This window comes from Pedobacter sp. ok626, assembly GCF_900100435.1.
Classification (GTDB): Bacteria; Bacteroidota; Bacteroidia; order Sphingobacteriales; family Sphingobacteriaceae; genus Pedobacter.
Window position 1 is genome coordinate 149,077 of record NZ_FNEX01000015.1, and the last position, 24,188, is coordinate 173,264.

Annotated in this window: 24 protein-coding genes and 2 pseudogenes; 13 read left to right on the forward strand and 13 right to left on the reverse strand. The window is 39.0% G+C overall.

What is annotated here, in order from left to right; translation table 11 throughout:
- Window positions 1-86: 86 nt before the first annotated feature.
- The 5 genes and pseudogenes from BLS35_RS19940 to BLS35_RS19965 all read right to left on the reverse strand — a co-directional run.
- Window positions 87-233, reverse strand: a pseudogene (locus BLS35_RS19940) (SDR family oxidoreductase); the annotation flags it as partial.
- Between the two features lie 94 nt (window positions 234-327).
- Window positions 328-840, reverse strand: a pseudogene (locus tag BLS35_RS19945) (alanine:cation symporter family protein); the annotation flags it as partial.
- A gap of 115 nt (window positions 841-955) precedes the next feature.
- Complete coding sequence (locus BLS35_RS19950; RefSeq protein ID WP_090784631.1) at window positions 956-2,365, reverse strand: glycoside hydrolase family 16 protein; 1,410 nt, start codon at window positions 2,363-2,365, stop codon at window positions 956-958.
- A gap of 206 nt (window positions 2,366-2,571) precedes the next feature.
- A complete protein-coding gene (locus tag BLS35_RS27905) occupies window positions 2,572-2,724 on the reverse strand; it encodes a hypothetical protein (protein ID WP_165973361.1) in 153 nt (50 codons plus the stop codon).
- Between the two features lie 339 nt (window positions 2,725-3,063).
- Window positions 3,064-3,822: an energy transducer TonB gene (locus BLS35_RS19965; RefSeq protein ID WP_165973362.1), complete on the reverse strand. Its 759-nt coding sequence runs from the start codon at window positions 3,820-3,822 to the stop codon at window positions 3,064-3,066.
- Between the two features lie 284 nt (window positions 3,823-4,106).
- Between BLS35_RS19965 and BLS35_RS19970 the strand changes: the two genes are divergently transcribed.
- From BLS35_RS19970 to BLS35_RS20010, 10 genes are all read left to right on the forward strand, one after another.
- A complete protein-coding gene (locus BLS35_RS19970) occupies window positions 4,107-4,448 on the forward strand; it encodes a hypothetical protein (RefSeq protein WP_090784641.1) in 342 nt (113 codons plus the stop codon).
- Window positions 4,449-5,308: 860 nt separating this feature from the next.
- Complete coding sequence (locus tag BLS35_RS19975; protein WP_165973363.1) at window positions 5,309-6,196, forward strand: helix-turn-helix domain-containing protein; 888 nt, start codon at window positions 5,309-5,311, stop codon at window positions 6,194-6,196.
- Between the two features lie 130 nt (window positions 6,197-6,326).
- The gene (locus BLS35_RS19980; RefSeq protein ID WP_090784647.1) at window positions 6,327-6,533 is read left to right on the forward strand and encodes a hypothetical protein; all 207 of its coding nucleotides are present in this window, start codon (window positions 6,327-6,329) and stop codon (window positions 6,531-6,533) included.
- Window positions 6,534-6,551: 18 nt separating this feature from the next.
- Window positions 6,552-7,916: a hypothetical protein gene (locus BLS35_RS19985; RefSeq protein WP_090784650.1), complete on the forward strand. Its 1,365-nt coding sequence runs from the start codon at window positions 6,552-6,554 to the stop codon at window positions 7,914-7,916.
- A gap of 35 nt (window positions 7,917-7,951) precedes the next feature.
- Window positions 7,952-8,353 carry a hypothetical protein gene (locus BLS35_RS19990; RefSeq protein ID WP_132226032.1) on the forward strand — a complete coding sequence of 134 codons (402 nt, stop codon included), beginning with the start codon at window positions 7,952-7,954 and terminating at the stop codon, window positions 8,351-8,353.
- A 39-nt stretch (window positions 8,354-8,392) separates the two neighbouring features.
- Window positions 8,393-8,869, forward strand: a complete 477-nt coding sequence (locus BLS35_RS27910) for a hypothetical protein (RefSeq protein WP_165973364.1) — start codon at window positions 8,393-8,395, stop codon at window positions 8,867-8,869.
- A gap of 19 nt (window positions 8,870-8,888) precedes the next feature.
- Complete coding sequence (locus BLS35_RS19995; protein WP_165973365.1) at window positions 8,889-10,508, forward strand: SEL1-like repeat protein; 1,620 nt, start codon at window positions 8,889-8,891, stop codon at window positions 10,506-10,508.
- Between the two features lie 11 nt (window positions 10,509-10,519).
- Window positions 10,520-11,062, forward strand: a complete 543-nt coding sequence (locus tag BLS35_RS20000; RefSeq protein ID WP_090784657.1) for an STM3941 family protein — start codon at window positions 10,520-10,522, stop codon at window positions 11,060-11,062.
- Window positions 11,063-11,073: 11 nt separating this feature from the next.
- The gene (locus BLS35_RS20005; RefSeq protein ID WP_090784660.1) at window positions 11,074-11,529 is read left to right on the forward strand and encodes a hypothetical protein; all 456 of its coding nucleotides are present in this window, start codon (window positions 11,074-11,076) and stop codon (window positions 11,527-11,529) included.
- A 10-nt stretch (window positions 11,530-11,539) separates the two neighbouring features.
- Window positions 11,540-13,075, forward strand: a complete 1,536-nt coding sequence (locus tag BLS35_RS20010; RefSeq protein WP_132226033.1) for an MORN repeat-containing protein — start codon at window positions 11,540-11,542, stop codon at window positions 13,073-13,075.
- Here the strand turns inward: BLS35_RS20010 and BLS35_RS28410 are convergent.
- Together BLS35_RS28410 and BLS35_RS20020 are read right to left on the reverse strand one after the other, a co-directional pair.
- Window positions 13,008-13,232, reverse strand: a complete 225-nt coding sequence (locus BLS35_RS28410; RefSeq protein WP_207909146.1) for a Fic/DOC family N-terminal domain-containing protein — start codon at window positions 13,230-13,232, stop codon at window positions 13,008-13,010. The genes BLS35_RS20010 and BLS35_RS28410 overlap by 68 nt on opposite strands.
- Window positions 13,233-14,050: 818 nt before the next feature.
- Window positions 14,051-15,310 carry an erythromycin esterase family protein gene (locus tag BLS35_RS20020; protein WP_090784667.1) on the reverse strand — a complete coding sequence of 420 codons (1,260 nt, stop codon included), beginning with the start codon at window positions 15,308-15,310 and terminating at the stop codon, window positions 14,051-14,053.
- A gap of 969 nt (window positions 15,311-16,279) precedes the next feature.
- Between BLS35_RS20020 and BLS35_RS20025 the strand changes: the two genes are divergently transcribed.
- Window positions 16,280-18,742, forward strand: coding sequence for a hypothetical protein (locus BLS35_RS20025; RefSeq protein ID WP_090784671.1), 2,463 nt, complete (start codon window positions 16,280-16,282; stop codon window positions 18,740-18,742).
- 158 nt (window positions 18,743-18,900) lie between these two features.
- On the opposite strand, the gene BLS35_RS20030 is transcribed toward BLS35_RS20025, so the two are convergent.
- The 6 genes from BLS35_RS20030 to BLS35_RS20055 all read right to left on the reverse strand — a co-directional run bounded on the left by BLS35_RS20030 (window position 18,901) and on the right by BLS35_RS20055 (window position 22,337).
- Window positions 18,901-19,290 (reverse strand): hypothetical protein, encoded by a 390-nt coding sequence (locus BLS35_RS20030; RefSeq protein ID WP_090784675.1) that lies wholly within the window; start codon window positions 19,288-19,290, stop codon window positions 18,901-18,903.
- Complete coding sequence (locus tag BLS35_RS20035; protein WP_132226034.1) at window positions 19,287-19,817, reverse strand: CHAP domain-containing protein; 531 nt, start codon at window positions 19,815-19,817, stop codon at window positions 19,287-19,289. Before BLS35_RS20035 ends, BLS35_RS20030 begins: the two co-directional genes overlap by 4 nt.
- Entirely contained in the window at window positions 19,736-20,104 is a 369-nt protein-coding gene (locus tag BLS35_RS20040; RefSeq protein ID WP_090784677.1) for a hypothetical protein, read from the reverse strand. Before BLS35_RS20040 ends, BLS35_RS20035 begins: the two co-directional genes overlap by 82 nt.
- A gap of 60 nt (window positions 20,105-20,164) precedes the next feature.
- Entirely contained in the window at window positions 20,165-20,821 is a 657-nt protein-coding gene (locus BLS35_RS20045; RefSeq protein WP_090784679.1) for a DUF6266 family protein, read from the reverse strand.
- Window positions 20,822-21,036: 215 nt separating this feature from the next.
- The gene (locus tag BLS35_RS20050; protein ID WP_090784682.1) at window positions 21,037-21,693 is read right to left on the reverse strand and encodes a hypothetical protein; all 657 of its coding nucleotides are present in this window, start codon (window positions 21,691-21,693) and stop codon (window positions 21,037-21,039) included.
- Window positions 21,690-22,337 (reverse strand): DUF6266 family protein, encoded by a 648-nt coding sequence (locus tag BLS35_RS20055; protein ID WP_090784685.1) that lies wholly within the window; start codon window positions 22,335-22,337, stop codon window positions 21,690-21,692. The genes BLS35_RS20050 and BLS35_RS20055 overlap by 4 nt, the downstream gene beginning before the upstream one ends.
- Window positions 22,338-22,859: 522 nt before the next feature.
- Between BLS35_RS20055 and BLS35_RS20060 the strand changes: the two genes are divergently transcribed.
- Both BLS35_RS20060 and BLS35_RS20065 read left to right on the forward strand, forming a co-directional pair.
- Window positions 22,860-23,042: a hypothetical protein gene (locus tag BLS35_RS20060; protein ID WP_090784687.1), complete on the forward strand. Its 183-nt coding sequence runs from the start codon at window positions 22,860-22,862 to the stop codon at window positions 23,040-23,042.
- A gap of 75 nt (window positions 23,043-23,117) precedes the next feature.
- Window positions 23,118-24,110, forward strand: a complete 993-nt coding sequence (locus tag BLS35_RS20065; RefSeq protein ID WP_090784689.1) for a helix-turn-helix transcriptional regulator — start codon at window positions 23,118-23,120, stop codon at window positions 24,108-24,110.
- The last annotated feature ends 78 nt before the right edge of the window (window positions 24,111-24,188 follow it).

The following is a 24,188-nucleotide window of genomic DNA, read 5'->3' on the forward strand; positions in this document are numbered from 1 at the left end:
TAATTTAACCCAACATAACCAGCCACAACTAGAAAAACATATTAACTTATGGCTGATTATAAGCAGAACCACACCCAATTATGAAGTTAAAAACCATACATACCACCAGAAACGGAAATTTGCTCTCCCGTGATCCAGGTTGCATCATCGGAAGCCAAAAATACAGCAGCTTTCGCAATATCTTCAGGCTGACCTCTGCGACCAAGCGGTGTGTTGGCAACAAACATTTTTTCATACTCGCTGCCAGGGGTGGCGCCCGCACCTACTTATCTGGTGCTCCTTCGGTGCAACAATCAAAAAAACATAAAGCTGTTGCCTAATAGCGGCTTACCATTCGGAGGTGTTTTCAATTCCCGCATGTTTGGCATCAAACACCGGATCCTTTCCTGCCTTACGTTGCTCCTGATAGTCCTTTAATACTTTCATTGCAGGCTTGCGCAGCAGCAGGATCGCAATAATGTTCAGCCAGGCCATCATACCTACACCAATGTCGCCCAAAGTCCAGGCTGCTTCAGCGGTTTTAATCGAACCATAAAAGGTGGAAAACAACAGTAGAAGACGAAGGATATTCACCGCCCATTTATTCCCTTTTTTATCCAGATAACTTAAATTGGTTTCGGCAATATAATAATAGGCCATGATCGTCGTAAAAGCGAAAAATAACAGCGATACCGCCACGAATCCGGCACCCAGCGACGGGAAATGTGAGCTGATGGCTTGCTGGGTATATTCAGCACCAATTTTCGCGCCCGGCAGATTCTCGACAAGAAATCCCCCTTCCGGATTTAATACATTGTATTTGCCGGTAAACAGGATCATAAATGCAGCTGTACTCGCCGCTAGAAAATAATCGGTTCTTTTTTTATTATTAGATTTGGTTTCAAAACCTTTTTACCTTTCTAGAAACTATTGGTCTCGATAGCCTGCTGTTACAGGGAATCCATGATTGAAGAACTTACTGTATGGACCATCCGGACCTTGGAGCATAGTATTGCAGGCCATACCATAGTAGATCCGGAGTTCCTTCATTATAAGGATTTTCCGCACCTATTTTCACGGCAACGTTTATGATGGGATAAAAAGCCCAATCGGTACCGCCGTCGGCCCTACCAAGCATATTTCTATGCTGCAGGGTCTCTTTGCCATCTACAAAATGCGTAATCCAGTCGGCTTCAATCACGCAGGCATAATCGTGGGGCTTAGCATTCAGGTCTACGTTAAGCTCGAAGCCCGGGACACGGTCCAATTCACTCTTCAATCCATTTACCATATCGCGCTGGTTGGAGCCATGCACACCTATGTGTTGTGCCGAACTTGTAGAGCGGGGCGTGTAGGCTGCCCCGTAAGCTCCATTGAAGCTCTCGAAGAAGTCAATCTCTGGCGGCCATTGGCTAACGCCTGTACTAAGATCGCTTCCTATAGCCCAAAAAGCAGACCATGCTCCACGACGGCTTGGGGTTTGTATTTGAGCTCGATAAACGCCTAGGCGATGCTTCCAGTCTGGAAGGTATGAGGCCTGCAATACAGACGCCTGAAAAGGAAATATTTTACCGCCAAAGGCAACGGGCTCTTCAAACTTTATCGTATGCAACCGAACAAATGGTCTCCCTTCGCCATCTACCTCCCGGGTCTGGGGGTTCACCGCGTCTTCCGGAAATGCTTCAACATTTGTATAAAGGCCAGTCTCACTATTACCGGACTGCGAATAACCATGAGATAGCCGGGAACGCCAGACTGGCTTACCATCAGCGTCATAACCACTATCCGACCATTTAATGGCAGCCATATCCAAGTTCATGGTTGGGGTTACCCCGTCTGCATGCAACACAAGAGGATTACGGTGGAAGGGCATTTTATCCGGAAGCTCATTGACTGCGCCTTCCTGGATCTGGAAAATACAAGCAACAGGGCCGGCGGTGCCTTCGCCGGGAAAAGTTATCTTGAATTGATCACCAGGGGTGTGCCTCGGATTAATAATATCAACCGTAATCCAAAGGTCAGCATTGTCACCAGGACGCCAATATTGATATTTGAAAGGAGTGGATATGTCTCGACTGACATTGAAGCCCTTTGCTCCACCTGTACTCGTATTGACCTGTACATAAGCAGTGCTCATAATCGCACCAGCTAGCGTCAGCCGGACGTGAGCCTTGGTAGCACCGGGAGGGATGCCAATTGGTTCTTCCAACGTGGTGTTTGGATTAAGTTCAACCCCGTTGATTGACAAACGTCGATCCGCTATTACAGGTATATCCTCCAACGGAATCTCTGGATTAGGATTCTCAATATACTTGCTACAACTTACCGTTAAACTGATCACAAACATTGTGATGACCAATCCAATATTACGCATACTTTTTTTCATAGCAATAAATATTACAGTTCTTATAAAATGATTATTCTGTTAATTTTTGTCAATTGGCACTTACCAACTAACCATTGGATTAGCTTTTGCGGCAACATTTCAACTCCAGCCGAAAGCATTCGCCGCACTTCCGGCTTTTTATGGCTAATCTGGGTAAAGATTCAGGTTATCATATCATCCGAACCTCCTTTCCATTGCGTTCAAATTTAACATTGCTGACCAACCGCGAAAGTGATGTTTCTACCTTCAATGCTGATTTTTCCTGTGGCCTGAGCACTCGCTCCGGTAGCCAAAATGAAAAGCTGCATGAATATAACCGGCAAGGAATGCCGTCCCGTTCGGGTAAGATTTTTTCTCATAACAGTTAAAGTTTATATTGGTTTTCCTTAAGACGCAACTTTAACCTAAATGGGTGAATTGAAAGCAATCTTAATATAGAACCAGCGGTTCTATACCTGAGAACTTTCCTCAAGTGATCGGTTATGAAAGTAATATATTCCTTTGCGCCACGATAGAACATCTTGCGGATGGAAGGATCTTCCTTAACGTTTTTCCCACCCAAAGACCACATCAGTCCGGAAACTGCTAGTAATGAAGCTGCAACACCTAGTTTTAAACTTAACCGTCTCCAAGAAAAATACAGGCATTCCAGTTGAAGAGAAAATGTATTCAAAGTCGGTAATGCCTGGTGCTATAGATTAATTGAAATTCTTTTCAAATTTCACCTCATACGTCAACCTTACCCTCTTAGGTTTTCCATCTTTTATGGATGGGTTCCACCTTCTGCTCAACATAAATAACCTTCTCGCTTCATCTTCTAAGCCATAGCCAAGCTTGGTTTCGGGCTTGATATTCGTTAACGAACCATCTTTTTCTACGACAAAGCTCAGTTTGACCTTACCCTGTATTTTCTTTGCTTCAGCTTCCGTAGGATATTTTATATTGTCTGCAATGAACTTATCAAACTTCTCCATACCACCCATATAGGCCGCTACGTACAGTCCTGGTTCTGTAGGCAGATAAATAGTATTATCCTGTGGAATGATTTGTTGTTTGGGGCTAGAATCGTCTATATAGTGGGCACTTTTTTCATAACCCTGAAGACCATTCTTTTCTGGTTGTGGGCTTTTCTTCAACAATTGTAAAGCAATTAATGGACCTCCGTCAGCCAGTAGACCATAATAAGGGCCACTTTTGGTATGAGCATAGTAGGTTAGCTTACTGATATCTTTTGGCGCAATGTTGGATATGTATTTATAAGACTTCAGTTGGCCATCAATATGAAGCATAGGCTTTGTGCCGCTACTTTCCAATTGTAAGAGGTTACCCTTTTGGCTGACAATGGAGTCTATGGCCCTCTGTCGAGTGAAGATCAGAGGTTGACTGGTGTTGTCCTGTGCTTTTATGTGCTGGATCGCGACCAAAGCGAGGCCTAGGATGCTGAGCGTCTTTTTCATGTAATCGATTTGAAGCATAAAGATAACACTTTTTTAAAGTGGTTGCGAGGCCGGAATGCTGCAATACATTTGGCTGTTGATACAAAAATATCCGCAGCCAAATCTGCGTTTTTGTAGTGATTTCTGGCTGTAGATAATTATTCATCAGGAGCAGGTAAAGACATTATTCTTCAACTTTGGCAGCATGATCAGCAATACCTTAAAATAGGGAAATTGTTGGACTAAACTTAAGAGTCACTTCAAATTGACGTATTTTTAAACACTACAATTCAAATTCACAGATTATGAAACAAATCAAATTTAGCACCGTAGGTAAGTTATCGCTAGCCTTAGTTCTTGTTCTTCTTATCTCTTCCTGGATTAAAAAAGAAACTCCACTAAAATCCTCACCCGCCAGGTACGGAATGATGATACCACAGGACAGAGTTCCAGGCGCACAAATTACCGTTCAAATTGATACTGGAAAAGGACTCGAATATGCAAAAGATCGGGAGGGCAATAAGATAAAATACACTACAGAGGTAGAAGCATTAAACTCCATGGCACTCCTTGGATGGGAAATAAAATTTGTGAACAAACGATATGTCAATTCATCTGAAAGCATGTGTTATATTTTGGAAAAATAGATGTGGATAGGCCCTAATTTGATGTGGAAATATAAATGGGAAAGGAGCGAAATTATCGCTCCTTTCCTTTGAAGTGGTCCCGACGATACAGAACTCGAACTTTTTTATAGATGACCTGCGGAATGCCGCTGGTTTAGAAGATGATTTGTTTAATCCACTTCCTTCAGGTTTAACAGGGATTTAGCAGTCAAAATTTTTAAGGCCAGCATGTGGATTTTGCTGGCCTTTTTTTAAATTATAAAAACCTCATGATCGGATACGAACGGTTTCCTTAGAAGTTCAAACTTTTAATTAATGCTCCAATAAACTCTAATAAAAAAGATGTATTAATTACATCTAAAACCTTCTTTTATCATTTCGTCTAATAACCCTCTAATTGATCGCGATTAAATAATGTCATTTATTAGAGCAATCTTTAAACACCTTTTTGGTAATACTCATCATTTAATATCCATTTAGGCTTTGCAAATGCCCCCTCAGTTGCCTGCCTTTGGGTTGCAAAGTAGAACATCATTAATTTATTTCTTCTCTGGTTTGACACTATTTTATTTACTTTAGCAAAAGCAATTTAACCTGTTGGGATCTTACACCAAAATATGTTCGCTTTAAACATCTGTCTTGCGCTCAATTTAATTATCCTATTTATAGCTTTCTTTTTCAGAAAAAACAATACGCTTCCAAACAAGATTTTGGCCCTCATTTTATTGGACACGGCCATTTCATTCCTGGGAAACGCAACTATTGTAGGCGGATATTTTACAAATTTCCCTTATTTGTTTTTTCTGTGCTGGTGTACCTCGTCATTTTTCGGCCCCTTATTTTTTACTTATACCTGTTTATTTACTGGTTCCTGTTTAAATTTGAAACATCCAATCTGGATTAGTGGTTTTTTGGTTTCTGCTTTCGGGCTTTCCTTTCCGGTAACCTATCTGATGCTTCCGGCCTTGGAACGCCCTGGCTTTGTCCAGTCTTTGCTCAGCGAGCCCTTGCCATGGCAGATGACTGTGATTAATATATTTGGAATGTTGACCATCTGGGCTAGTGTGTTCGCATCGGCTGGTAAGATCAGACAATATAGAAAGCGCCTGGTCAGCACGGTATCTAACCTGGAAAAAACGAAGTTAGCTTTTATCACACAGTTTGTCATATTGGGACTTGTGCTGACGCTGGCCACATCAGTTTTATATGTCTTTTTGCCTCAATACTTAGTGGAATACCTATACCTGCCCTGCCTGATTACCTTTATTTATTTCTTCATTCTGTTTTACAGTTTCCGGCATCATGCCATTTTTACAACGGAAACTTATGAGCAGTTCCTGAAAGATACACTGCCGGCCAGTGAGGAAATGGTGAAAGATGAAATAAACGTGACCAGCGTTCACCAGGACGAATTACTATTGTTGGCGCAACGTATTGAAGCGTACCTGACAGAGTCCGGTATTTATACTAATCCTGATCTTACGCTTGGCATTTTGGCAAGAGGCATGCGCATGTCGAGCGACAAGATTTCTGCGGTGATCAACAAGCAGATGAATAAAAACTTCTTTGATCTGATCAATGAAAAGCGGGTGGAGAAAGCCAAAGAACTTTTGGAAGGCAAAATAAATATCCTGACAATTGAGGCCATCGCTTACGAAGCTGGGTTTAACAGCCGGGCATCATTTTATCGGGCTTTTAAAAAATGTACTACGTTTACACCTTCTGAATATTTAAGCAAACCTGCACCTGTGTTTCTTGCTGCAAAGTAGCAGAGACCAGCCAAAATCTGTTTAGTGAGACAAATTTTCGGCAAGATGAGACATACATCTAAACTATTTTGTAAGCCAGTTTTTTAGAATAAGATACTTTTACAATCTAATTTCCTATTCTAATCGAAAGATGAAAAAACTAATTTTAACCATCTCTCTTATCGGGCTTGCCCTTGGTGTTTTCGCGCAATTGGGCATCGATGCCGAAGTCAATCTCGCAAACTACAAGTATGCGGAAAAGGTATTTGATGTTCAGCACAATGCCAGCGATCCTGCCATAAAAACCCGGAATGTTTCTTTTAATGTATCCTGGATATTTGCTAAAAAAGACAATTAAAAAGTAATAAACAACCAGATGAACTTTAAAAATATAACTTATGCTGCGCTTGCGTTTTTGATAGTTGTAGCTGCCTGTAAAAAGAATAAAAATGCTCCGGATGAAAGTAAAAACGGATCATCAGGGCCTTTAATCAATGAATCGACAGGCTGGAAAAAAGTAGGTACCATTCCTTTCATTCATGCCGTGTCGGCTTTTGCGGGCTCTTACGCAATGACACCTTACGATCTGGCAGTGTTAGACAACCAATTGGCCTTGCTTTACAGCGAGGATTATAAAATGACCGGAGTGCAGGGCAACCTGACCTACAAAGTTAAATTTACCCCGGGATCTCCAATTCCCGCAAGTATACCTTTGCAAAGAGGCGGCTGGGCATTCTGTTACAGCTCGAGATTTATTCCGGGAACTTTTACACCGGTATATATGAAAATGGAGGGCAGTTCATATTCGGTGTCTATCTATCGTGATGAAGAAGGTCCTATTGCCGGCAATAACACCGATTATGTAACTCCGGCGATCAGGCCGATCAACTGGTATACCGATGGAGGCCTTTCCATGACAACACCAGGAGGTAATAAACAGGCGTATGTGCTTTCTTATACTTTTCCCAATACAGGCAATTTTACGGTTGCCGAAAATGTATGGCGGCTTGATCCGACTACTTGGAGGGCCTTTGATGCAATGCGTCTTTCGGATGGAAAAGTTAACCAGTTCCTGGTATCTACTGAAGGTTCCAAAGTTTATTTTTCGATGCTGAAAAACAATCCTGACTTTGTATCCAGGACTGGTATGGAGCCGAGCTTTTTTACCCTGGCCAGGCAGGAAATGCCCGGTTTGGATGCAGCGAATCTTACAAGTGCGAATATGATTATTGCCAGCAATGTAGTGAACGATAAATATACAGTACTGATAGGTGAAACCGCATCTGCAGGTTCTTTAGGTTTTAACAAAGTACACTGTTACCAGTGGCAAGCAGGTAGTACACAATTTACCAAACTCTACGGAGACGTTGCTGTTCCCGAAGATATAGGCCGCAATTTCATGAGCAGGGCAACCACAGGTACAAGACCAGTAGAGGGCTCGGGAGCTTCTGTAAAGTTCACACCTGAAAACACTGCCTATATGCTATACAGTTATTCGCCCTCCAACTATGTTCAAAGAGATAAATACACCGCGTTGGCAGTCGTCAGTGCAACTGGCGCAAAAACAGTGGGCAAATATGCAACTGCTGATTATCCGAATGGTCAGTATGAGCAAGTAGACCTTGGGGTTTGCCAATACTATAACGGGGCCTACTATGCCGTTGTCTATCAAAAAAGAGAAGATCTTTTTAGTATCAGCGACTCCAGGTTCCGGATGGAAATTGTAAAGCTCAATCCATAATGCGCCAATTTATTTTACTTAAGCATATCGTTTATATGAAAACCTATATCAAGCTAAACCTTGCCATTTTAATACTCTTTACCTTTTTATCATCCTGTAAAAAGGACAAACAGGATGATCCTACGCAGGTATCGGTGAACAACACCAACTGGCAGGTTACTATGGAAGTAACCGGTATATCATTCACTGATAACATATTTGAATTTGGTGGAGACGGCCGCGTTTTTGCCTGGCACATCGCAGCGGGCCAAACCTATTCAGGTTCCTGGACGCAAGATGGAAAAACCGTAAATTTCATCTTTAAAGAACAAACTGCAGGCGGCGATTACCTCTGGGATAATACGGGTACACTGAGCAGTGATGGCACTACATTTACCGGGACAATGCAAAGACGAGGAGTACAGGGTTCTGGTACATTTACTGCAAAAAAGCTATAACCATAGGAGTTATTTATAAAGCACATAAAAGAAATAAAAATGAAATCAGCAATACTCTGTTTATTATTTGTCTGCTCAATCACCATCGCTAATGCACAGCAGCAAAATTATAAAGACTTGTTAAATAAGTTTTCCCAGCACTCCAAAAATAATTTTCAGGATATTACTGAAATACAAACAGACACCGCTTCGGTCTTCTACCCCTGTAAACTGAAGCCGAATGTAGGCTTTGTAAAAATCGGCAAATACCCAAATGCGGTTACCCTGAACTGGATCATTCCTTTAGCTCAATCCAATGAAGTGCAGGCCGTTGTCATGGATTTCATGAAAAATGCATATTTTGATACTAAATTTCACAAAACTGTAAGCGATGGTACAGAGGCTGAAGGATATATTACCACCAATGTGTATGCCCTGGGCACCGAAAAACCTTTGCTTGTTTTTCAAACCATCTATTATAGAAATGAAGAAGATACGGAAAAAAGTAATTTCACGATTATTATTTACGGAAAATAAAAGCGACATGATAAAACAAATGCTAACACTACTTCTGGCTATTTTCAGCGCATCGCTAATGGCGCAGGACTTAAAAGCGGTATGGAACAAGGATTGTGATTGTTACGGCTATAAAGACAGTAAAGGTAATTTGGTAATCCCCTATAAATATTCCTTTGCACTCGATTTTTCGGAAGGAATGGCGTCAGTTAGAGCAAATGGAAAAAGTGGATTTATTAATAAAGACGATAAAGCCGTAATTCCATTTATGTACGAATGGTCAGAAGCATTTGGCGAAGGCTTGGCGGCGGTTCAACTCAATGGAAAATGGGGATTCATCAATAACAAAGGCAAGCAAATTATTCCGTTTACCTATGATGATGCAAAAGTATTTCATGAAGGTTTGGTTCAGGTGAAGCTTAATAAAAAATGGGGTTTTATTAATAATGTTGGTAAAGTAGTTGTGCAGCCAATTTATGACAGGGTTGATGATTTTAGAGAGGGCATGGCCTCTGTTGCTCCAGTATGGGGTGCAGGATATGGTTACATCAACAAAGAAGGAAAAATGGTAATCCCAGTGCAGTATAAATTTGTTTATTCGTTTTCGGGCGGTGTTGCAATGGTGAGTACCGATAAGGGGCATTATCATATTGATAAAACCGGTAAAGTATTGGATGGTGATGATAAAAAAACAATCCCCAACACTGCTCCAGTGGCGGAAAAAACTCCATCTGCCGAACTGGCTTGTAAAGCAGCATCCGAGAAACTACAATATGCTGGCAGTGTAAGTTTGGCTGTAAATACTTTAAGAAAATTCTACACTCAGGGCAATATACCTGTAGCAGCGTATTACCTGGCAGGCGGATTTGAAAAGGGCTATATCCACGCGCCCAAAAAAGAAATAGATTCAGCAATCTACTATTATCAGAAGGCGGCAGTACAGGGATACCCGCCTGCCATGTACTGTTTGGGAAGACTTTATCAGTATGGCACCGGCAACGATTTCCCAACTCCTGTAGCTCAAAATGAAAATGCGTATTTAATTGATAAAAAAAAGTCCCGTTACTGGTACAATGAAGCTGCGAAAACCGGCAATAAGCAAGCCCTGCTAAGAGTAGAGCTGCTGGATAAAACTACAGCTGCCACCGATCTGGCAGCTGCTTACATGAAAGGCTATGATGCTTTTGAAGCTAAAAATTATCAGGAGGCTTACCACTGGTGGAAAGTATCGGCCTTAGAAGGTAAGGATGCGGATGCCTACTATGGCCTTGCCGTGCTCCACCATTTGGGCAAAGCGCCCGGATCTGATTTGAATACGGCAATGGAATATTACCAAAAAGCCGCCGACATGGGAATGAAAGGAGCCCTGGCAGAAAAGCAGAAAATACTAGATTATTTCGCTGCATTAAATGCGGCCCGCCAGAAAGCTGCCACCTCTACTGCCAGCACCACTACCAAGGGAGAATCCTATGAACAATGGTGGGAAAAAACCTACGGCAAGGGCGGCACACAAAACAGCAGGCCGATGCCCAACAATAACAGGCCTACGGCTACTTTCCGTCCCGGCGCCCAGTCTGAATCGGACAGGCATCAAAACGCCATGGATCAAATTTACCGGGATGCCCAAAAGCAGATGAACCGGAGTTTTAGGAATTACTGATACAGACGGATATGAGCATTACAAATCCGGTTATAATTCCTTTTAGCAAAAGCAAAAATTTTTTATTGTTGATTGGCGCTAATTCATTTGTAGGCATAGGTTGCTGGCTGCTCTTTGCCAATCCAACATTTGAGAACCAATTGTTAGTCAACTCCTGGTTCACAAAAACGATAGGTGCTGCATCGATTGTGTTTTTTGGTTTTGCCTCCTATTTCCTGGTTCGCAATCTTATGGCAAATGGGCCAGGATTGATGATTGATGATAGCGGTATTATAAACTATTCATCTGCATCCGGTATAAAAATTTACTGGAAAGACATACAGGCTATTGAAGTGCTTACTATAAAATCGCAGCCGATCATCCTGTTTAAGGTAAGTAATCCCCAAACTTATATCAACAGGGAAACAAACAGGTTCAAACGAAAAATGATGGCGCTGAATTACAAATGGTACGGGGCTCCTGTAAGTATATCGGCGAACGGATTGCAGATTTCATTCCAGAAACTCCTGCAACTGGTATCTGACCGACTTGAAGTGTATACGAACAACAATTAAAATAGGATACAATGATAGTTCATAACATCAGCAGCAGCAGCAAGGCGGCACTCTATTTCCTATTCTCAGTAGTTCTTACAGGCATTTTTATCAATCAAAAATTTTGGCTGTACAGTAGTGTAAATGCCATGATAATTTCGGGGAGCATTGCCGGTACAAAATGGCTGATACAAATAATTGCAGCACTGGTTTTTTTAAAAGATAAGAAATGGGATTTTATCCACCGCATTGGCTTTGTATGTTTTATGGGTTCGGTGGTTTTGTTTGTGTATTATGTTTTCAATTTTTTGCCTTTTCCGTTTGGCGGATTTTCGCAGTTTGTTTTGGCTATTGCATTGGCAGTTTTAGTCATGATTTTCGGGTATTACCAGGCAGTTAAAAAAACCGGTTTATCAGCAAAATGGTTTTGGGCTTGGATGCTTTGCTTAGCAATAGCTATTTTTTTACAAGTAACGGTTGTATTTTAAAATTAATAAAATGAAAAAAAATCTACTCACAATTTTAATCTTGCTGTTTACTTTTAGGGTGGGTGCCCAATGCATCAATGGCGACTGCAACAACGGAACTGGCACCTACAAAGCCAGCAACTACGTTTACGAAGGACAGTTTAAAAACGGAATGCCCCAAGGCAAAGGACGGCTGGTAAAAGTAACAGGCGATATGTACACGGGGAATTTTGTAAACGGTTTGTACAGTGGCTATGGCACGCTTTTTTATGACAATGGTGATGTTTATAACGGGCAATTTAGGGAAGGAATGTATCATGGCGAGGGTACATTCAAAAAAACCGATGGCACTACGCAATCAGGTATATTTCTCAACAATAGTTTGAATGGAAATATAGAAGCAATGAATTTTTATTCAGCAACGGGCCTTTCCATGAAGTTAGGTCAGTTTGATATGGCCAATAACCGGGTAAACCTATTATATCCCGAAGCTATTCAGGCAACCTTTAATCTAAACACTGGTAACAGAATTATAGATTCGATATACGACAAAAAGAATACTTATAAACCAAGCTTAGGTTTTTTGAACAATAAAAAATACAAGGACTTCCGTTTGTTAAAAAATGGAGACAACTATAGCCTGATAGCTAGTCCGGTAAAGGGAAAAGCGAAAAATAGATCTTATGAAGTATATAAAATAACCCCTGATGAAAAAACGGAGAAGCTGATGAGAATAAATAGTGAATACTTTAGTACCAGCAATTTTATTTTTTCAGCAGACAACAAATTGCTTTTTGAGGGTGGCCATATTTATGCGGCAGATAACAGCAATGGTGTAAGTTGCGAAGAATGGGGAAGTAACTTCGTTTTCTTTAGCGCAAATAACGACACACTATATAGATTGAATCACGATATAATGGTTGATGACAACCTTCATGCATATTCATATTCAAAGCCTATACAGGAAGATAAGGGTATTGAAGTTACAAAATTTGACACAAAAACCGGGAAACTCATTTCCAGGAAAACCTATTTCATTAACCGCCTAAAAGGTATTGACCATGGATATTGTCTTGCGGGTTTTGATGATAAAACCGGTAAGGCATTGGTTTATTTCGATTTTTTTACCGAAAGTTATAGTCCAAAAAACGGTAGTGTTTATAGCCAATTTGACTATGCTTATCGCAAGGCAGCAATTGTGGATATTAATGACCCTGACTATATGCTGCCACTAAAAGACCCGTCCATAACTAAGATGTATTTTGCAAAGCAAAGTGGCGACATGGCTGCCGAGTTACAAGCTGAGCGGATTGAACTTGAAAGAATCAGAAACGAAAGAAATGGTAAAACATCGTTGATTGATAATGAGGAAGAATACTACCAACCTACCAACACCAGAAAGAAAAAAACAACAAGCCTGAACTGGAATGACATAGAAAATATAATTAAATCAAATTCATCTCCAACACAATCCGGGGAATCGGCTTGGGATAAGCTTTTCAGAGAAAGAGAAAAACAATCAAACAAAGATTACAAAAAGAAAAATGACGGGTACAGAGGCTATTAAAGTTCATCTTCAGTCGTAAAATATTCTCTATCGCCGTTGATGCTTTCGCCTCCTGCAACGCTATAGTATTTATCAGCATATAAGGATTTGGTAATCTTTTTACTGTGCCGTTTGCCGCAGCAAGTGCCCGTGATGTTGTTACGCGTTTTTTTAGAATTTATATATCCTCCACGTCCTTAGACGGAGGAAGCAAAAGAAGATCGCTAGGGCTTAGTTCTATCATATGCCATACACGCGTTCATGTTATTGTCCAAAACTGGACATGTGTGCATTAAAGCATAAATATGGACACATCAACTAAACATGTTCATATTTTTATAAATATTGGACATATTATACATATGTGTTCAGTTTTTGATGTGTAAATCACCATACGTCCGTATTTAAAAATACATATATTCAAAACTTTAACTCCAATCCACGTTAAATAAAGAAAGCCTCCAGATTCTCATCTAAAGGCTTTCTCATAAAATCATCCATCCGATATAAAACTTTTCGGATATCCTTCCCATGTTGTTCCCACGGTGGGAAAAATTTTTTGTGGTCCCGACGAGAATCGAACTCATATCTAAAACTAAATAAGAAAGGGCACATGCCTATTACAGCATGCACCCTTAACGCTTTCACGATAAAATTAACAAGAAATAATGTAAGTACCAAATCTGCATACTCCCCCCTTAACTGATGATACGTCCGCAGTAAAATAGACTCTCGACAAAATAAAATATCTTTTAGAGGTGGTCTACGTTAAACATGTTCAAAAAAAACACTTAGTCCATAATACATGAACACCAATCACTAAATTCATAAAATAAAAGGCATAAAAAAACCCCGCAAAGTGTGCTTGAATCAGAGGCATGCGAGGTGTTGGTGATACAAATATACTTAAATTATTATTTGCAATAAGAAAAATAATTTAAGACAAAATAAAATATCGAAAAGGACTAAATATCTACTTACTATTAAATCCAGAAATCATTTCAGATAAAAACTGTTGCTACCAGAGCTTTGCTCTATATGAAGTATAAAATCGAAGTCTAAAAAAGGATTACCTTTTATAAATTGCCTATCTGTAACTCCATACCCAAGCAATCTGTATCTATCTGATTGTAATTGCTTAGTTTTAAATTTAACCGTCTCAAAGAAAAATACAGGCATCCCAGTTAAAGAGAAAATGTATTCAAAGTCGGTAACGCCTGGTGGTATAACCATGTTTTTGTTGGTTACTTTATTTGCCTTTGGATCAAATGCTGTAAAGTATCCTGTAGAGGTGGTCTGGCCTATTACAGCATAGTCTTTTTTTAATTTTTCCTTCAAAAAATACCCCATCGACTTTGAATAAATACTGGGCGTTTTTTGCAGATGTGCATTATGTGCCCAGAGTAAGATCTTTCCCTTATTCATATTACTCAAAACATTCATAGCCATCAACGAATCACGTAATACAGATATTTTGCCCATACTCAGTGAATCAGCTTTAAGGACAAGATTATTTAATTCAAGAAATTGTTTATAGTTCTCAATATATTGAAAAAGCATACTGTTGTTACGAGCATTTACCTGTAGGTCATTAATTACTTCGCGACTTGTGATTTTTAATTCTGAAAATTCTAAAGAGTCAATACTATGTGAATAGATCTGGTCGCTCAATTTCGTAAAAGTTTTGATCAGGCCTTGAATTTCTTCTCCTCGCCTCCCTCCATTCAGCTGGTTTACTTTGTATAAATATTGAAGGCTTGCAAATGGACTTTGAAAATCAAATCCGAAGAATTTAACTTTTGAGATTGCCTTGCGATTATGATCTCTGACGCCTTCTACAAAGAATTCGAATTCAGCGCACTCAAACGTATATTGACGAAAGCTTTTCAATATCTCTCTTAAAACACCTCTACCTTCCAAAACATAATTATTCAAGTTTTCCACTTCAGCGAAGGAGGCCTCTAGTCCGATTAGGTTATATCCGTATTCACGGACCAACATAGTCATAACTGCTTTTTTCGTTCGAAAGAACTCCTGCGTACCGTGAGTCTGTTCACCAACACCCAAAACTTTGAATTTTTTTAGCTTGTCATAAACAGATCGCTTGTATTGATTATTACCCTTGTAGAATTTACCTGTATCAAGTGAGATTGCGGCTTTCTTTATTTCATCCTTGATGGCGAATTTATTTTGTGCAAATGATAGATTGATTATCAAAAAGAGAATGACCACTAAAGACAAGTATAGTTTCTTCATAGATAAAAAGTTACTTTTTATTGTAGATGCAAATACTTAATGGATTCCATAATATAGAACCAGTTACCATTTACGTTCAAAGGGTAATAACAGATTTTGAGTATCCTTACTTTTAACTGTAAACGGATAGTTATAACCTTAACTCCTCAGAACTATAATGCCGAACGTAATAATTCCAACAAACACCATGATCAATCCCCCGACAAACACAGCTGTGTTAATGGGGTGAGGCATATTTATTGTAAATCCTATACCTGCACAGAGCCATCCTCCAACCATTAATCCAATACCAAGTAACTTAAATGTGTTTCTCATAAGCAGCGATCATATCCACAAATCTATCAAAAAAGCATTATTAACGGGAAAGTTCAAATTTTGGATATTGATGTGGTGGCATCGTTGAGGGAGCAATCCAACTTGTATCTTTTATAAGCTAACCAGCTATCCTTGCCTCTTGGGTGTTGTACCTTTTAAACAAATAAGCACAACTGCATACCGACCTCACAACACTAAATAAGAAAGGGCACATGCCTATTACAACATGCACCCTTAACGCTTTCACGATAAAACTAACAAGAAATAATGTAAGTACCAAATCTGCATACTCCCCCCTTAACTGATGATATGTCTTACAACATGAGGTTACACCCAACAGTTATTTAACCAAACCTCCCGAGAAAATTAACAATAAACCTTAATTAGCTGAAATTTAGTGGAAAACGCAGTAAAATGTGGTTATTATTAGTATTATTATCATTTTAAGACCAGTCATCTTCAAATTAATCCCCCCTTTATTTACTCCTTTTTAAGGGCAGACAAATTAATGATCTGGACAAACATTAATTACGACGAACATAAACTTAGCTAAATTCCTACTAGTGAGATACCATCATAATGTTCATAACTTTCTTCCAAACAATTTCTAGACTTTGTGGATTCGTGATTACCTTGTCTCTGAGATTATAAGTTATGACAGAAATAGAACTTGCAACCAGTCTAAAAGCCCTTTACAATGGTGTAACTCTTAACGAAGCCGAAGTTAGATTTAAGATTATTGATGATATTCTTGAAAAATATTTAAAATGGCCCAAGTCCAAAAATTTTGTTGAGGTATTTATTAACGGTAATAGAGCTGATTATGTACTATATGGAAGCAATGACAAACCAGTTCTTGTCGTTGAAAGTAAAAAGAAAGATGTCTATTTTAACTTGCCTAACCAAGTAAACCTAAAAAATACATACCAAAAAATACCCCTGGAAAAATTACTCTCGTCTAGTAGCATCAAAGAAGCAGTTTTTCAAGTTAAAGAATATTGCGAGGATTTAATGTGTAATTATGCTGCCATTTGTAATGGACGCACTTGGATAATCTTTAAAGTAAGCTCAACAAATCAAATACCTTGGAAAAAATTACCTGCCTTTGTGATAAGAGATTTTGATTTTTTTATCAACAACTATACTGAAGCAGTCAATCTCCTTGGATACACAAGTGTGATAAAACAACAATCTTTACAATCAACTATTGGGATCTCAAAAAAAATATATCCTGAAATATTTTTCCCAAAAGAAAATATTACAGCATATGACACTCCTGTGAATAGCAATAAGTATGCGGCATCGTTTTCAGCACTGTCAAGAAGGTATTTAGGAGCAATTCCCGACACTGATGGTGAATTTATGAATCATTGCTACGTTGTAAATAAAGGCCATTATGATAAACTACAAAAAAACATCCAAGGATTCTTACATGATTCTTTGACACCTTATTTTAAAAATCAGGGGGTAAAAGATTTTTCAGACAACAAAACTGGAGGAGCCTTTGGTTCTGAGATCGTCCGAACAATAAAGCAACATAATTTGGATAATGTGATGATCCTTTTTGGGGGAAGAGGCTCTGGCAAATCAACTTTTCTAAAACGGTTTTTATTTCATATTAAACCTCAAGAATTACAATTGTATGCAAACGTTGCTTTGATTGATCTGTTAAACTCATCGCAAACAAGCGAAACTCTTACAAGTGAAATTTGGGATGGTGTTCTCAAGCAAATTGACCGAGATAAGTTATATGAGAGTGACCGATCGACAATATTGAACCTTTTTTCAGTAGAATTTGATATTTATAAGAAGCAAATTTTAGTTGGTCTAGAAGAAAGTGACTCTGATTACCAAAGATTGCTTCGTGACTTTATTATTGAAAAATTGGCCGACAAAAAGACCTTTGCAGAAAAAATTAGCCTTTATTGGAAAAGCAAAAACAAAGGGTTGGTAATCTTTTTAGATAACATGGATCAACTTACTCCAACACTACAGGATGTTTGCTATCTAACAGCAGTTGAAATCGCAAAAAAATTGAGTTGCTTGGTAATAATATCAATGAGGGAGGAAAGATTTTATAATGCAAAGGCTAAGGGGGTACTTGACGCTTATCATACTCCAGGATTCCATTTAAGTGCCCCAGTAATTCCCGAAGTTATTCTTAAGCGAATTGATTATATACTTGAACAATTGACATATACCCCTGATGTTGAGAAGCAATATATGATTGCTACTGATGGAGCCTTAATCACACTGAAAAGCTTTTTTGAGATTTGTATGAATCAAATTAAACAAAAAGATTCACATTTAAGTTACTTCTTGCGTTTTGCAACTCATGGAGACGTACGCCAGGCCCTAGAGTTCTTCAAAGGGTTTATTACCTCTGGATATACAAACATTGATGAAGTCGCAGAAAACACACATTGGGTCTTTCAAGTACATCAGGTGATTAAACCAATGATGATTCCAGATCGCGTATTCTACGATGAAAAACTAAGCCGCATACCAAATATAATGCAACTTAGAACGGATATAAACAGCTCCCATTTTACCGGATTACGTATTTTAAACCTTTTGCACAACAAATCTGGATCAGAAACAACAAGCGGCTTTATAGATGCCAAATATTTTGTTCAAGAATTCGAAGAGCTGTATTATCTCAAAGATGATTGTGAACATCATTTAAATGTATTTTTAAATAAGGGCCTAATAGAATCAAGTAATCGACTAGAAGAGTATTCAGAGAAGATAGATCAGATCAAGATTACGGCTTTCGGGAACTATATTTACGACTACTTAGCCTTCGACTTCGCATACATTGATCTGATCAGTCTAGATTGTGGAATTTTCAAAGAAGACCTGTCCAACTACCTGAGTAAATCAGCTAATGATGAATTAAAACTCAGAAATTCTCAAAAAATTTATGAAAGAATGGAACTTAGAATGGAAAGAACTGAGGTTTTTATTGAATATTTAGTTGAGCAAGAGAATGAAGAACTTTCAAGTCTTGGTGAACTTTCATCTCACATTCGCTTTTCAGATAAAATTAAAGCCTCCTTTCTTCATGACAAGACACGCATATTATCAAGCGCCAAGAGAAATGACAAGTTCTTATAAGACACATAATAAGAAGGGTGAGAAAGCATGTTACTTCCCGATTTTCTTTCATTCTAATTCACTGTAAATACAAGTACAAAGAGCATTAATTAGTATTTTGAGGAAAAAGTAACTATTTTTAAGATATGTTTTGAAGGACGATTGTACACTTTTATATTTCAAAAAAACCTCCTATAAACCCAATAACAGGCGATTACACTTATGCATACCAGACCATAAACCCAGAATTTTAACGGTTTAGTCTTTTTCACAATTGTTTCCTGTTTAGCCTCCTCCTTCTCTTCTGCTTTTAATCTATTACTGTTTGCCATATCGATTTGCTCTCTGATATTTTGAACTTGATAAAACCCGCTATCATTCCAATAAGTAAAAATCTGCGTTTCTTTGTTTGCCGTTTTAAAAAGCAGCTGGCTCGACTCCAACTGCTTTTCCAATGATTGCTTATGATTAGAACTCGTTTTAGTGCTTTTCTGGAATAAGGCACAACCTTCTAAAAGGGCCGATAAATAGAACAAAAGCATAAAAAGCAACAAATATAAAGTTCTCATTTTCGGTCTCCTTTCTTAGTCCAGTTAGCAAAGCGGTGTATGCTTCTCACATGCCTCATCCGGCGACATACCGCATCTCCTTCCCTACTACCATTTACATTAGTATTCCCTTCAATTGAGTAAACCAAATCGTTGTGAACACGTTCAACAATTCCGCAATGCCCCACCCGCTTTAGATGCTCAAAGTATATCCCCAACACCATTCCAGCCACCGGATTCTTGGCAATCCGATCAGTGGGAAAAAGCGAAGGACTCCAGGCCGTGCGCGGTTGCGAATAGCCCGCCTGACCAAAGCACCATGACACAAACGAAGCACACCATGGTACTTTTTTAAGGCCAACATACGCGTTGTACTGGTCCACCCGCGTGCCAGCATTCTCCCCAGCTTCACGAACGCCAATTTCCTTTTTAGCTGTTTCGATGATAATTTTTGCCCCTCCATCAGCTACACGATTGCGGTCAAAACCCCAACTGCTGCCAACAAAAGCAAAGCAAAAGAAGCCCAATAAAATCCTAATTGCTGCCATAATCCTAATTTTTTAAAAGATAAAACCATCTCAGTTAACAAAGGCAGTCCCAGCCTCATCCAAAACCTTTGCAGCAGCCACCAGCTTAAGCCTGTCACCATCAAAAAACAGATCAAGCTCATTAAGATTAGCAACCAGATATTTGGATCAATAAAACCCATCGTAGGGTCCCAACTCATGATCAAGCCCTGCAACAACGGCCAGGTTAATAAGAGTACTCCGAATAATAGATAAGGTGTATAGTTTCTACCAGAAACATCATCCTTTGATATTTTTAAGGTATTCATGATATCTTGTTTTTACGTATGATTAGAAAATAGGGAGGCCGTTTCCGCCCCCCCATTAATTTACATAGCAACGATCTGGATCTTTCCTACATACTGACTGTTGGATACCAGTCCTTTTTTCAGTGTCGAACTGAAGTTGATGTAGCAATGAACATAATCTTCACCAAATTCCAGGGGCAATTGCAATTTAAATACCTCTGCAGAACGTGGTGCAGCATTCATTAGACTAACAAACTGTTTCTTTGCAGGGTTGTACACCAGCAAATTGGCCATATCTGTCGCATCTCTATATTTGAGATTGGTACTACCTACATTTGTCCATTCAAAATCCACTTTCCCTTCCACAGTAGCGGCCAACCTCATAGTAGCAGGCAACTCCAATTTACCGCGAGCAAATTTCACCTTTGTGTAATCCATCTCGATATCTGATCCAACAGTTGTAATGGCTTCTTTTAAATGATAGGCTACGGCCTCATTCATTGGCGAGTTTGAAGCAGATCGGTTACTATAGAATATTTCGATTAAATCACTAAATGAACTTAAAAAACTGATCACCAAAGCAAACCTGGATCGTTGAATGATCTGCGCCGGAGAAGCTGGCTTACCGCTAGCACGTGGTAAAGCCCTGATTACATTTAAATCTCTCCAAAAAGCACCTACAACTGTTCCCGTTTTTTTTCTGAATCCACCAAGGATTCCTTGTTTAATAATTCCCATGTTTTTAAAAATTAAAAGGTTTAAAAATCTGTTATATGTTGTCCGTAATCAGCAGTCCTGCAGTACTGTTATTCCTACGACAACAAGACAAAGAGACACAATCCCCCTAACCTGTGGTAGTCCCACTATGTATGGTACATTTAAGGTAAATTGGCCTAAAAACTGCATTTAATGATGCAACAGGCATCCATTCTTTTATTGTATTTTTATTGATTTTAACTCAAATGGAACTCTTCATCCAAAAATTTCAACATTTTTAGCAGTAATGTTCTTGTAGTTTGGGCTGTAGTTTGCACCACTTGTTTGTAGCGTGTGGTTAGTCCATTTACCGAAATGTATCCCTCTCCAACACCTGGTGTTGTAAAATTTTTAGATAAGGATACAAGCAAATGTGCTACCGGACCGGCATCTAATCCCCCTGCTTTATTTAACAACTTAAATAAGTACGCCAGCACATCTACAGAAAACAGCACCCTAATCCTAGTACCTGGCTCGCAACTATTTTTCCTTGTCCAGCCTTCATTTTGAAGGTTAAAAAAACTGGCATACCGGCTTTCAATATGAACCAATATTTCCTCGAAGCTCTTATCGGCTAACCGATAAAGTTCTGCTGCTATGCTGGGCTGCCTTTTATATTTAAAAAGTATATCTATCAAATGAACACAATCGTATTGCACCTGCTTTAGGTGTCGTTCTAGCAAGCGATTATCGAGGCTCCCGAGCATTTCATCCTGCATAGATTTAAATACCTGCTCCTTTAACAATGGCAGCTCAGCAAGCCAGTAATCAACTCGTTGTTTATCCATATTAAAATAAGCCGGATCAAGTTCTTTCAACACCAGTGTTCTCAGTAAAGTTAATTGTGCGTTCATATCGCCACCACCCTTCCCAGATATTCACTATTGGCTACTTTTTTACCATTCAAGGAGATCAAACTTACATAGACATCAAGGCTTCTACCTATCAATTTAGGATTCAGCTTTAAGCTACATTTCAGATCAGCTCTTCTTACACCACCAATAAAACCATCTACAATTTTAAGTTCACGATTATATACAGTGAGGATCAACAGGTCGTCTAAAGAAGAATCATCATTGTAATTTTGCAGCCAGGTCAGCTCCAGCTCTTCTGTATTGGCAGAAAACTGCACCTCTGCATTAAACAATCCAGGTAGATAGCCCTTGCTGAGCACTACTTTGCTGTAATCTATACTTAAATCAGGATAGACACCCACAATAGCCAATTTGTAATTTATAGAGAAGGCAGCATTGATTTCAGTTTTATCCTTCGCATGATTTTTAAAACCAACAGTTACATATGAATAAAAGGGGACTAACCATTCTTGCATGAATTTAAATTTTTCTCTAGAAGCTATTTGTGCTTGCGTAGCTAGTTTACTATTTTTTGTTAGGTCGGGCAGTACCCGCAGGTAAGGAACGTTTTTCCAGGTTGCTCCAACCAGATTACCCAATTTCCCGTGTATTGGTCCAAATATTCCATTTCTAATTCTTGCCATGATTTCTATTTTTTAAATGTGAATTGATAATTTTTTTCGATTTTTTTTCAGGCCCTTTGCGAGCCGGATAGCACTGCTTAATATGCCTTTACTACTCCTCGTCTGGGGGAGCTCTTTCAATTGGGTTTTTCCGAACAAGGTCCGAACCAGGTCCGAACGAAAGCCGACTTAATAACGACTTTGTAAAGAGCCAGAACACCGCCATCCTATAAGGGTAATACAGACCCGAAAATGATCCTAAAAATTTGCTGAAGGTTTGTGTTTTTGTTTTCATAAACTAAATGTAATGCGAATAAAAATAGTGCTTGTCGCGATATGACGCATTTGTCGCGAAATGACGCATTTGTACGCATTTGTCATAAAATGACGTATCTCTACATATTTTTATCTTCTTAGTAAAAAAATATACATATATTGGGAGCTTAATCAACCTTATCTTTAACCACCTGCCAGTAAGGTTCCATAAAGGCTCCCGCCTTTTTGCTAGCGCCACTTGATCTGTTGCGGTATAACCACCATGATATGGAAAGAATATGCGTTTATCCGAAAGATGTCTGTAAAGCTACTGGACATGGCGAGCGACAAGCTCAACGTCTGTTAAAAAAAATCAGAATTGCGCTCAATAAAGAGAAAGATCAGTTCATTACGAAAAAAGAATTTTGCGACTTCACTGGTATTGACCCGGATCTGATGGATCTGGATTAACATTCATCTCCAATGACGCAGATCACATTTTTTATGGGCTGCGTCAATTAAAAAAAATAAAAAATAACGTCCTCTATGCAATCGCACCTTATACTTAATTTGGTGACTGCCGTTACTGAAAATATCAGCGCAAGTCACTTACCCCATTTTTGTACCTGGCCCATTCAATATGCGCTCCCTCATTTAATTACCGTTCCAGAAGGACAAATCCTGCGGCAGTCGCACAGCCATCACCTGGTACATATCGATCTGTTTGAGTATGTGTTAAACAAGGAAATCACCATCAACTTTGCCCAAACCAACAGGAGTATTTTTATGCTTGCCATGTTTGAGGGGCAGTCCGCGTTGTACGATCAAAATGATAACTTAATTTCTGCAATAAATGACAGCAGCTACCATTTCGGTTTTCATGGCGAAGGAGATTATCGAGCCAAATTAAAGCAAGGTGTCCATAAATTTTTACTTTTAACCTTACGGCCCGAATGGTTTCTACATGAAACTAAAAACTTGCATCAATTTAAAACACTGATTGCCAATTATACAGCTAAAAAGAAATGTGCGTTTGCACTTCCCTACTGTCGGCTTAGCAGAAAGATCAATGAGAACCTGAAGAAAATGCTTTTACTAAAAAAAATAAACGAGGATAGTCTTTATACGACGATAAAGAGCGTTTTAACCGAGCTTATGGATCAATACCACAATATGCTCCTAGAGTGCAATTATACGACCAGAACTTTCCATGAAGCTAAGGCTTTGGCCATCAAAAATTTTATTCAGGATAATTATAAAGACACCATAGTCGATAGCATTCCAAAAATGGCCAGGCACTTCGGCGTGTCTGAAACAATTTTTGAACAATTAGCTAAAGTAGCCTTTGGCAAGTCCTTTCATGCACAGGTAATCGCATTAAGAATGGAGTATAGCTTACATCTCTTGACCTCTACAAAAAAGACTATTCGTGAAATTGCACAGCTGTCAGGATACAACGACCCATACTATTTTAGCCGTGCTTTTAAAAGGCATTTCCAAAAAAGTCCAAACCATTTACGGAATGCTATAACAAAATAAGTCAAAACAACAATGGACTTTTGGGCAAAAATAAGTTCGGTTTTTGGCGAATTTTTGCCCAAAAGTCCATTTTTCTAT

What these genes read in the sequence shown, in the direction of transcription:
- BLS35_RS19950 (WP_090784631.1), bottom strand. Translation starts at nt 2,365, where the DNA reads ATGAAAAAAAGTATGCGTAATATTGGATTGGTCATCACAATGTTTGTG.
- BLS35_RS27905 (WP_165973361.1), bottom strand. Translation starts at nt 2,724, where the DNA reads ATGAGAAAAAATCTTACCCGAACGGGACGGCATTCCTTGCCGGTTATA.
- BLS35_RS19965 (WP_165973362.1), bottom strand. Translation starts at nt 3,822, where the DNA reads ATGAAAAAGACGCTCAGCATCCTAGGCCTCGCTTTGGTCGCGATCCAG.
- BLS35_RS19970 (WP_090784641.1), top strand. Translation starts at nt 4,107, where the DNA reads ATGAAACAAATCAAATTTAGCACCGTAGGTAAGTTATCGCTAGCCTTA.
- BLS35_RS19980 (WP_090784647.1), top strand. Translation starts at nt 6,327, where the DNA reads ATGAAAAAACTAATTTTAACCATCTCTCTTATCGGGCTTGCCCTTGGT.
- BLS35_RS19985 (WP_090784650.1), top strand. Translation starts at nt 6,552, where the DNA reads ATGAACTTTAAAAATATAACTTATGCTGCGCTTGCGTTTTTGATAGTT.
- BLS35_RS19990 (WP_132226032.1), top strand. Translation starts at nt 7,952, where the DNA reads ATGAAAACCTATATCAAGCTAAACCTTGCCATTTTAATACTCTTTACC.
- BLS35_RS27910 (WP_165973364.1), top strand. Translation starts at nt 8,393, where the DNA reads ATGAAATCAGCAATACTCTGTTTATTATTTGTCTGCTCAATCACCATC.
- BLS35_RS19995 (WP_165973365.1), top strand. Translation starts at nt 8,889, where the DNA reads ATGCTAACACTACTTCTGGCTATTTTCAGCGCATCGCTAATGGCGCAG.
- BLS35_RS20000 (WP_090784657.1), top strand. Translation starts at nt 10,520, where the DNA reads ATGAGCATTACAAATCCGGTTATAATTCCTTTTAGCAAAAGCAAAAAT.
- BLS35_RS20005 (WP_090784660.1), top strand. Translation starts at nt 11,074, where the DNA reads ATGATAGTTCATAACATCAGCAGCAGCAGCAAGGCGGCACTCTATTTC.
- BLS35_RS20010 (WP_132226033.1), top strand. Translation starts at nt 11,540, where the DNA reads ATGAAAAAAAATCTACTCACAATTTTAATCTTGCTGTTTACTTTTAGG.
- BLS35_RS20020 (WP_090784667.1), bottom strand. Translation starts at nt 15,310, where the DNA reads ATGAAGAAACTATACTTGTCTTTAGTGGTCATTCTCTTTTTGATAATC.
- BLS35_RS20025 (WP_090784671.1), top strand. Translation starts at nt 16,280, where the DNA reads ATGACAGAAATAGAACTTGCAACCAGTCTAAAAGCCCTTTACAATGGT.
- BLS35_RS20030 (WP_090784675.1), bottom strand. Translation starts at nt 19,290, where the DNA reads ATGAGAACTTTATATTTGTTGCTTTTTATGCTTTTGTTCTATTTATCG.
- BLS35_RS20035 (WP_132226034.1), bottom strand. Translation starts at nt 19,817, where the DNA reads ATGGCAGCAATTAGGATTTTATTGGGCTTCTTTTGCTTTGCTTTTGTT.
- BLS35_RS20040 (WP_090784677.1), bottom strand. Translation starts at nt 20,104, where the DNA reads ATGAATACCTTAAAAATATCAAAGGATGATGTTTCTGGTAGAAACTAT.
- BLS35_RS20045 (WP_090784679.1), bottom strand. Translation starts at nt 20,821, where the DNA reads ATGGGAATTATTAAACAAGGAATCCTTGGTGGATTCAGAAAAAAAACG.
- BLS35_RS20050 (WP_090784682.1), bottom strand. Translation starts at nt 21,693, where the DNA reads ATGAACGCACAATTAACTTTACTGAGAACACTGGTGTTGAAAGAACTT.
- BLS35_RS20055 (WP_090784685.1), bottom strand. Translation starts at nt 22,337, where the DNA reads ATGGCAAGAATTAGAAATGGAATATTTGGACCAATACACGGGAAATTG.
- BLS35_RS20060 (WP_090784687.1), top strand. Translation starts at nt 22,860, where the DNA reads ATGGAAAGAATATGCGTTTATCCGAAAGATGTCTGTAAAGCTACTGGA.
- BLS35_RS20065 (WP_090784689.1), top strand. Translation starts at nt 23,118, where the DNA reads ATGCAATCGCACCTTATACTTAATTTGGTGACTGCCGTTACTGAAAAT.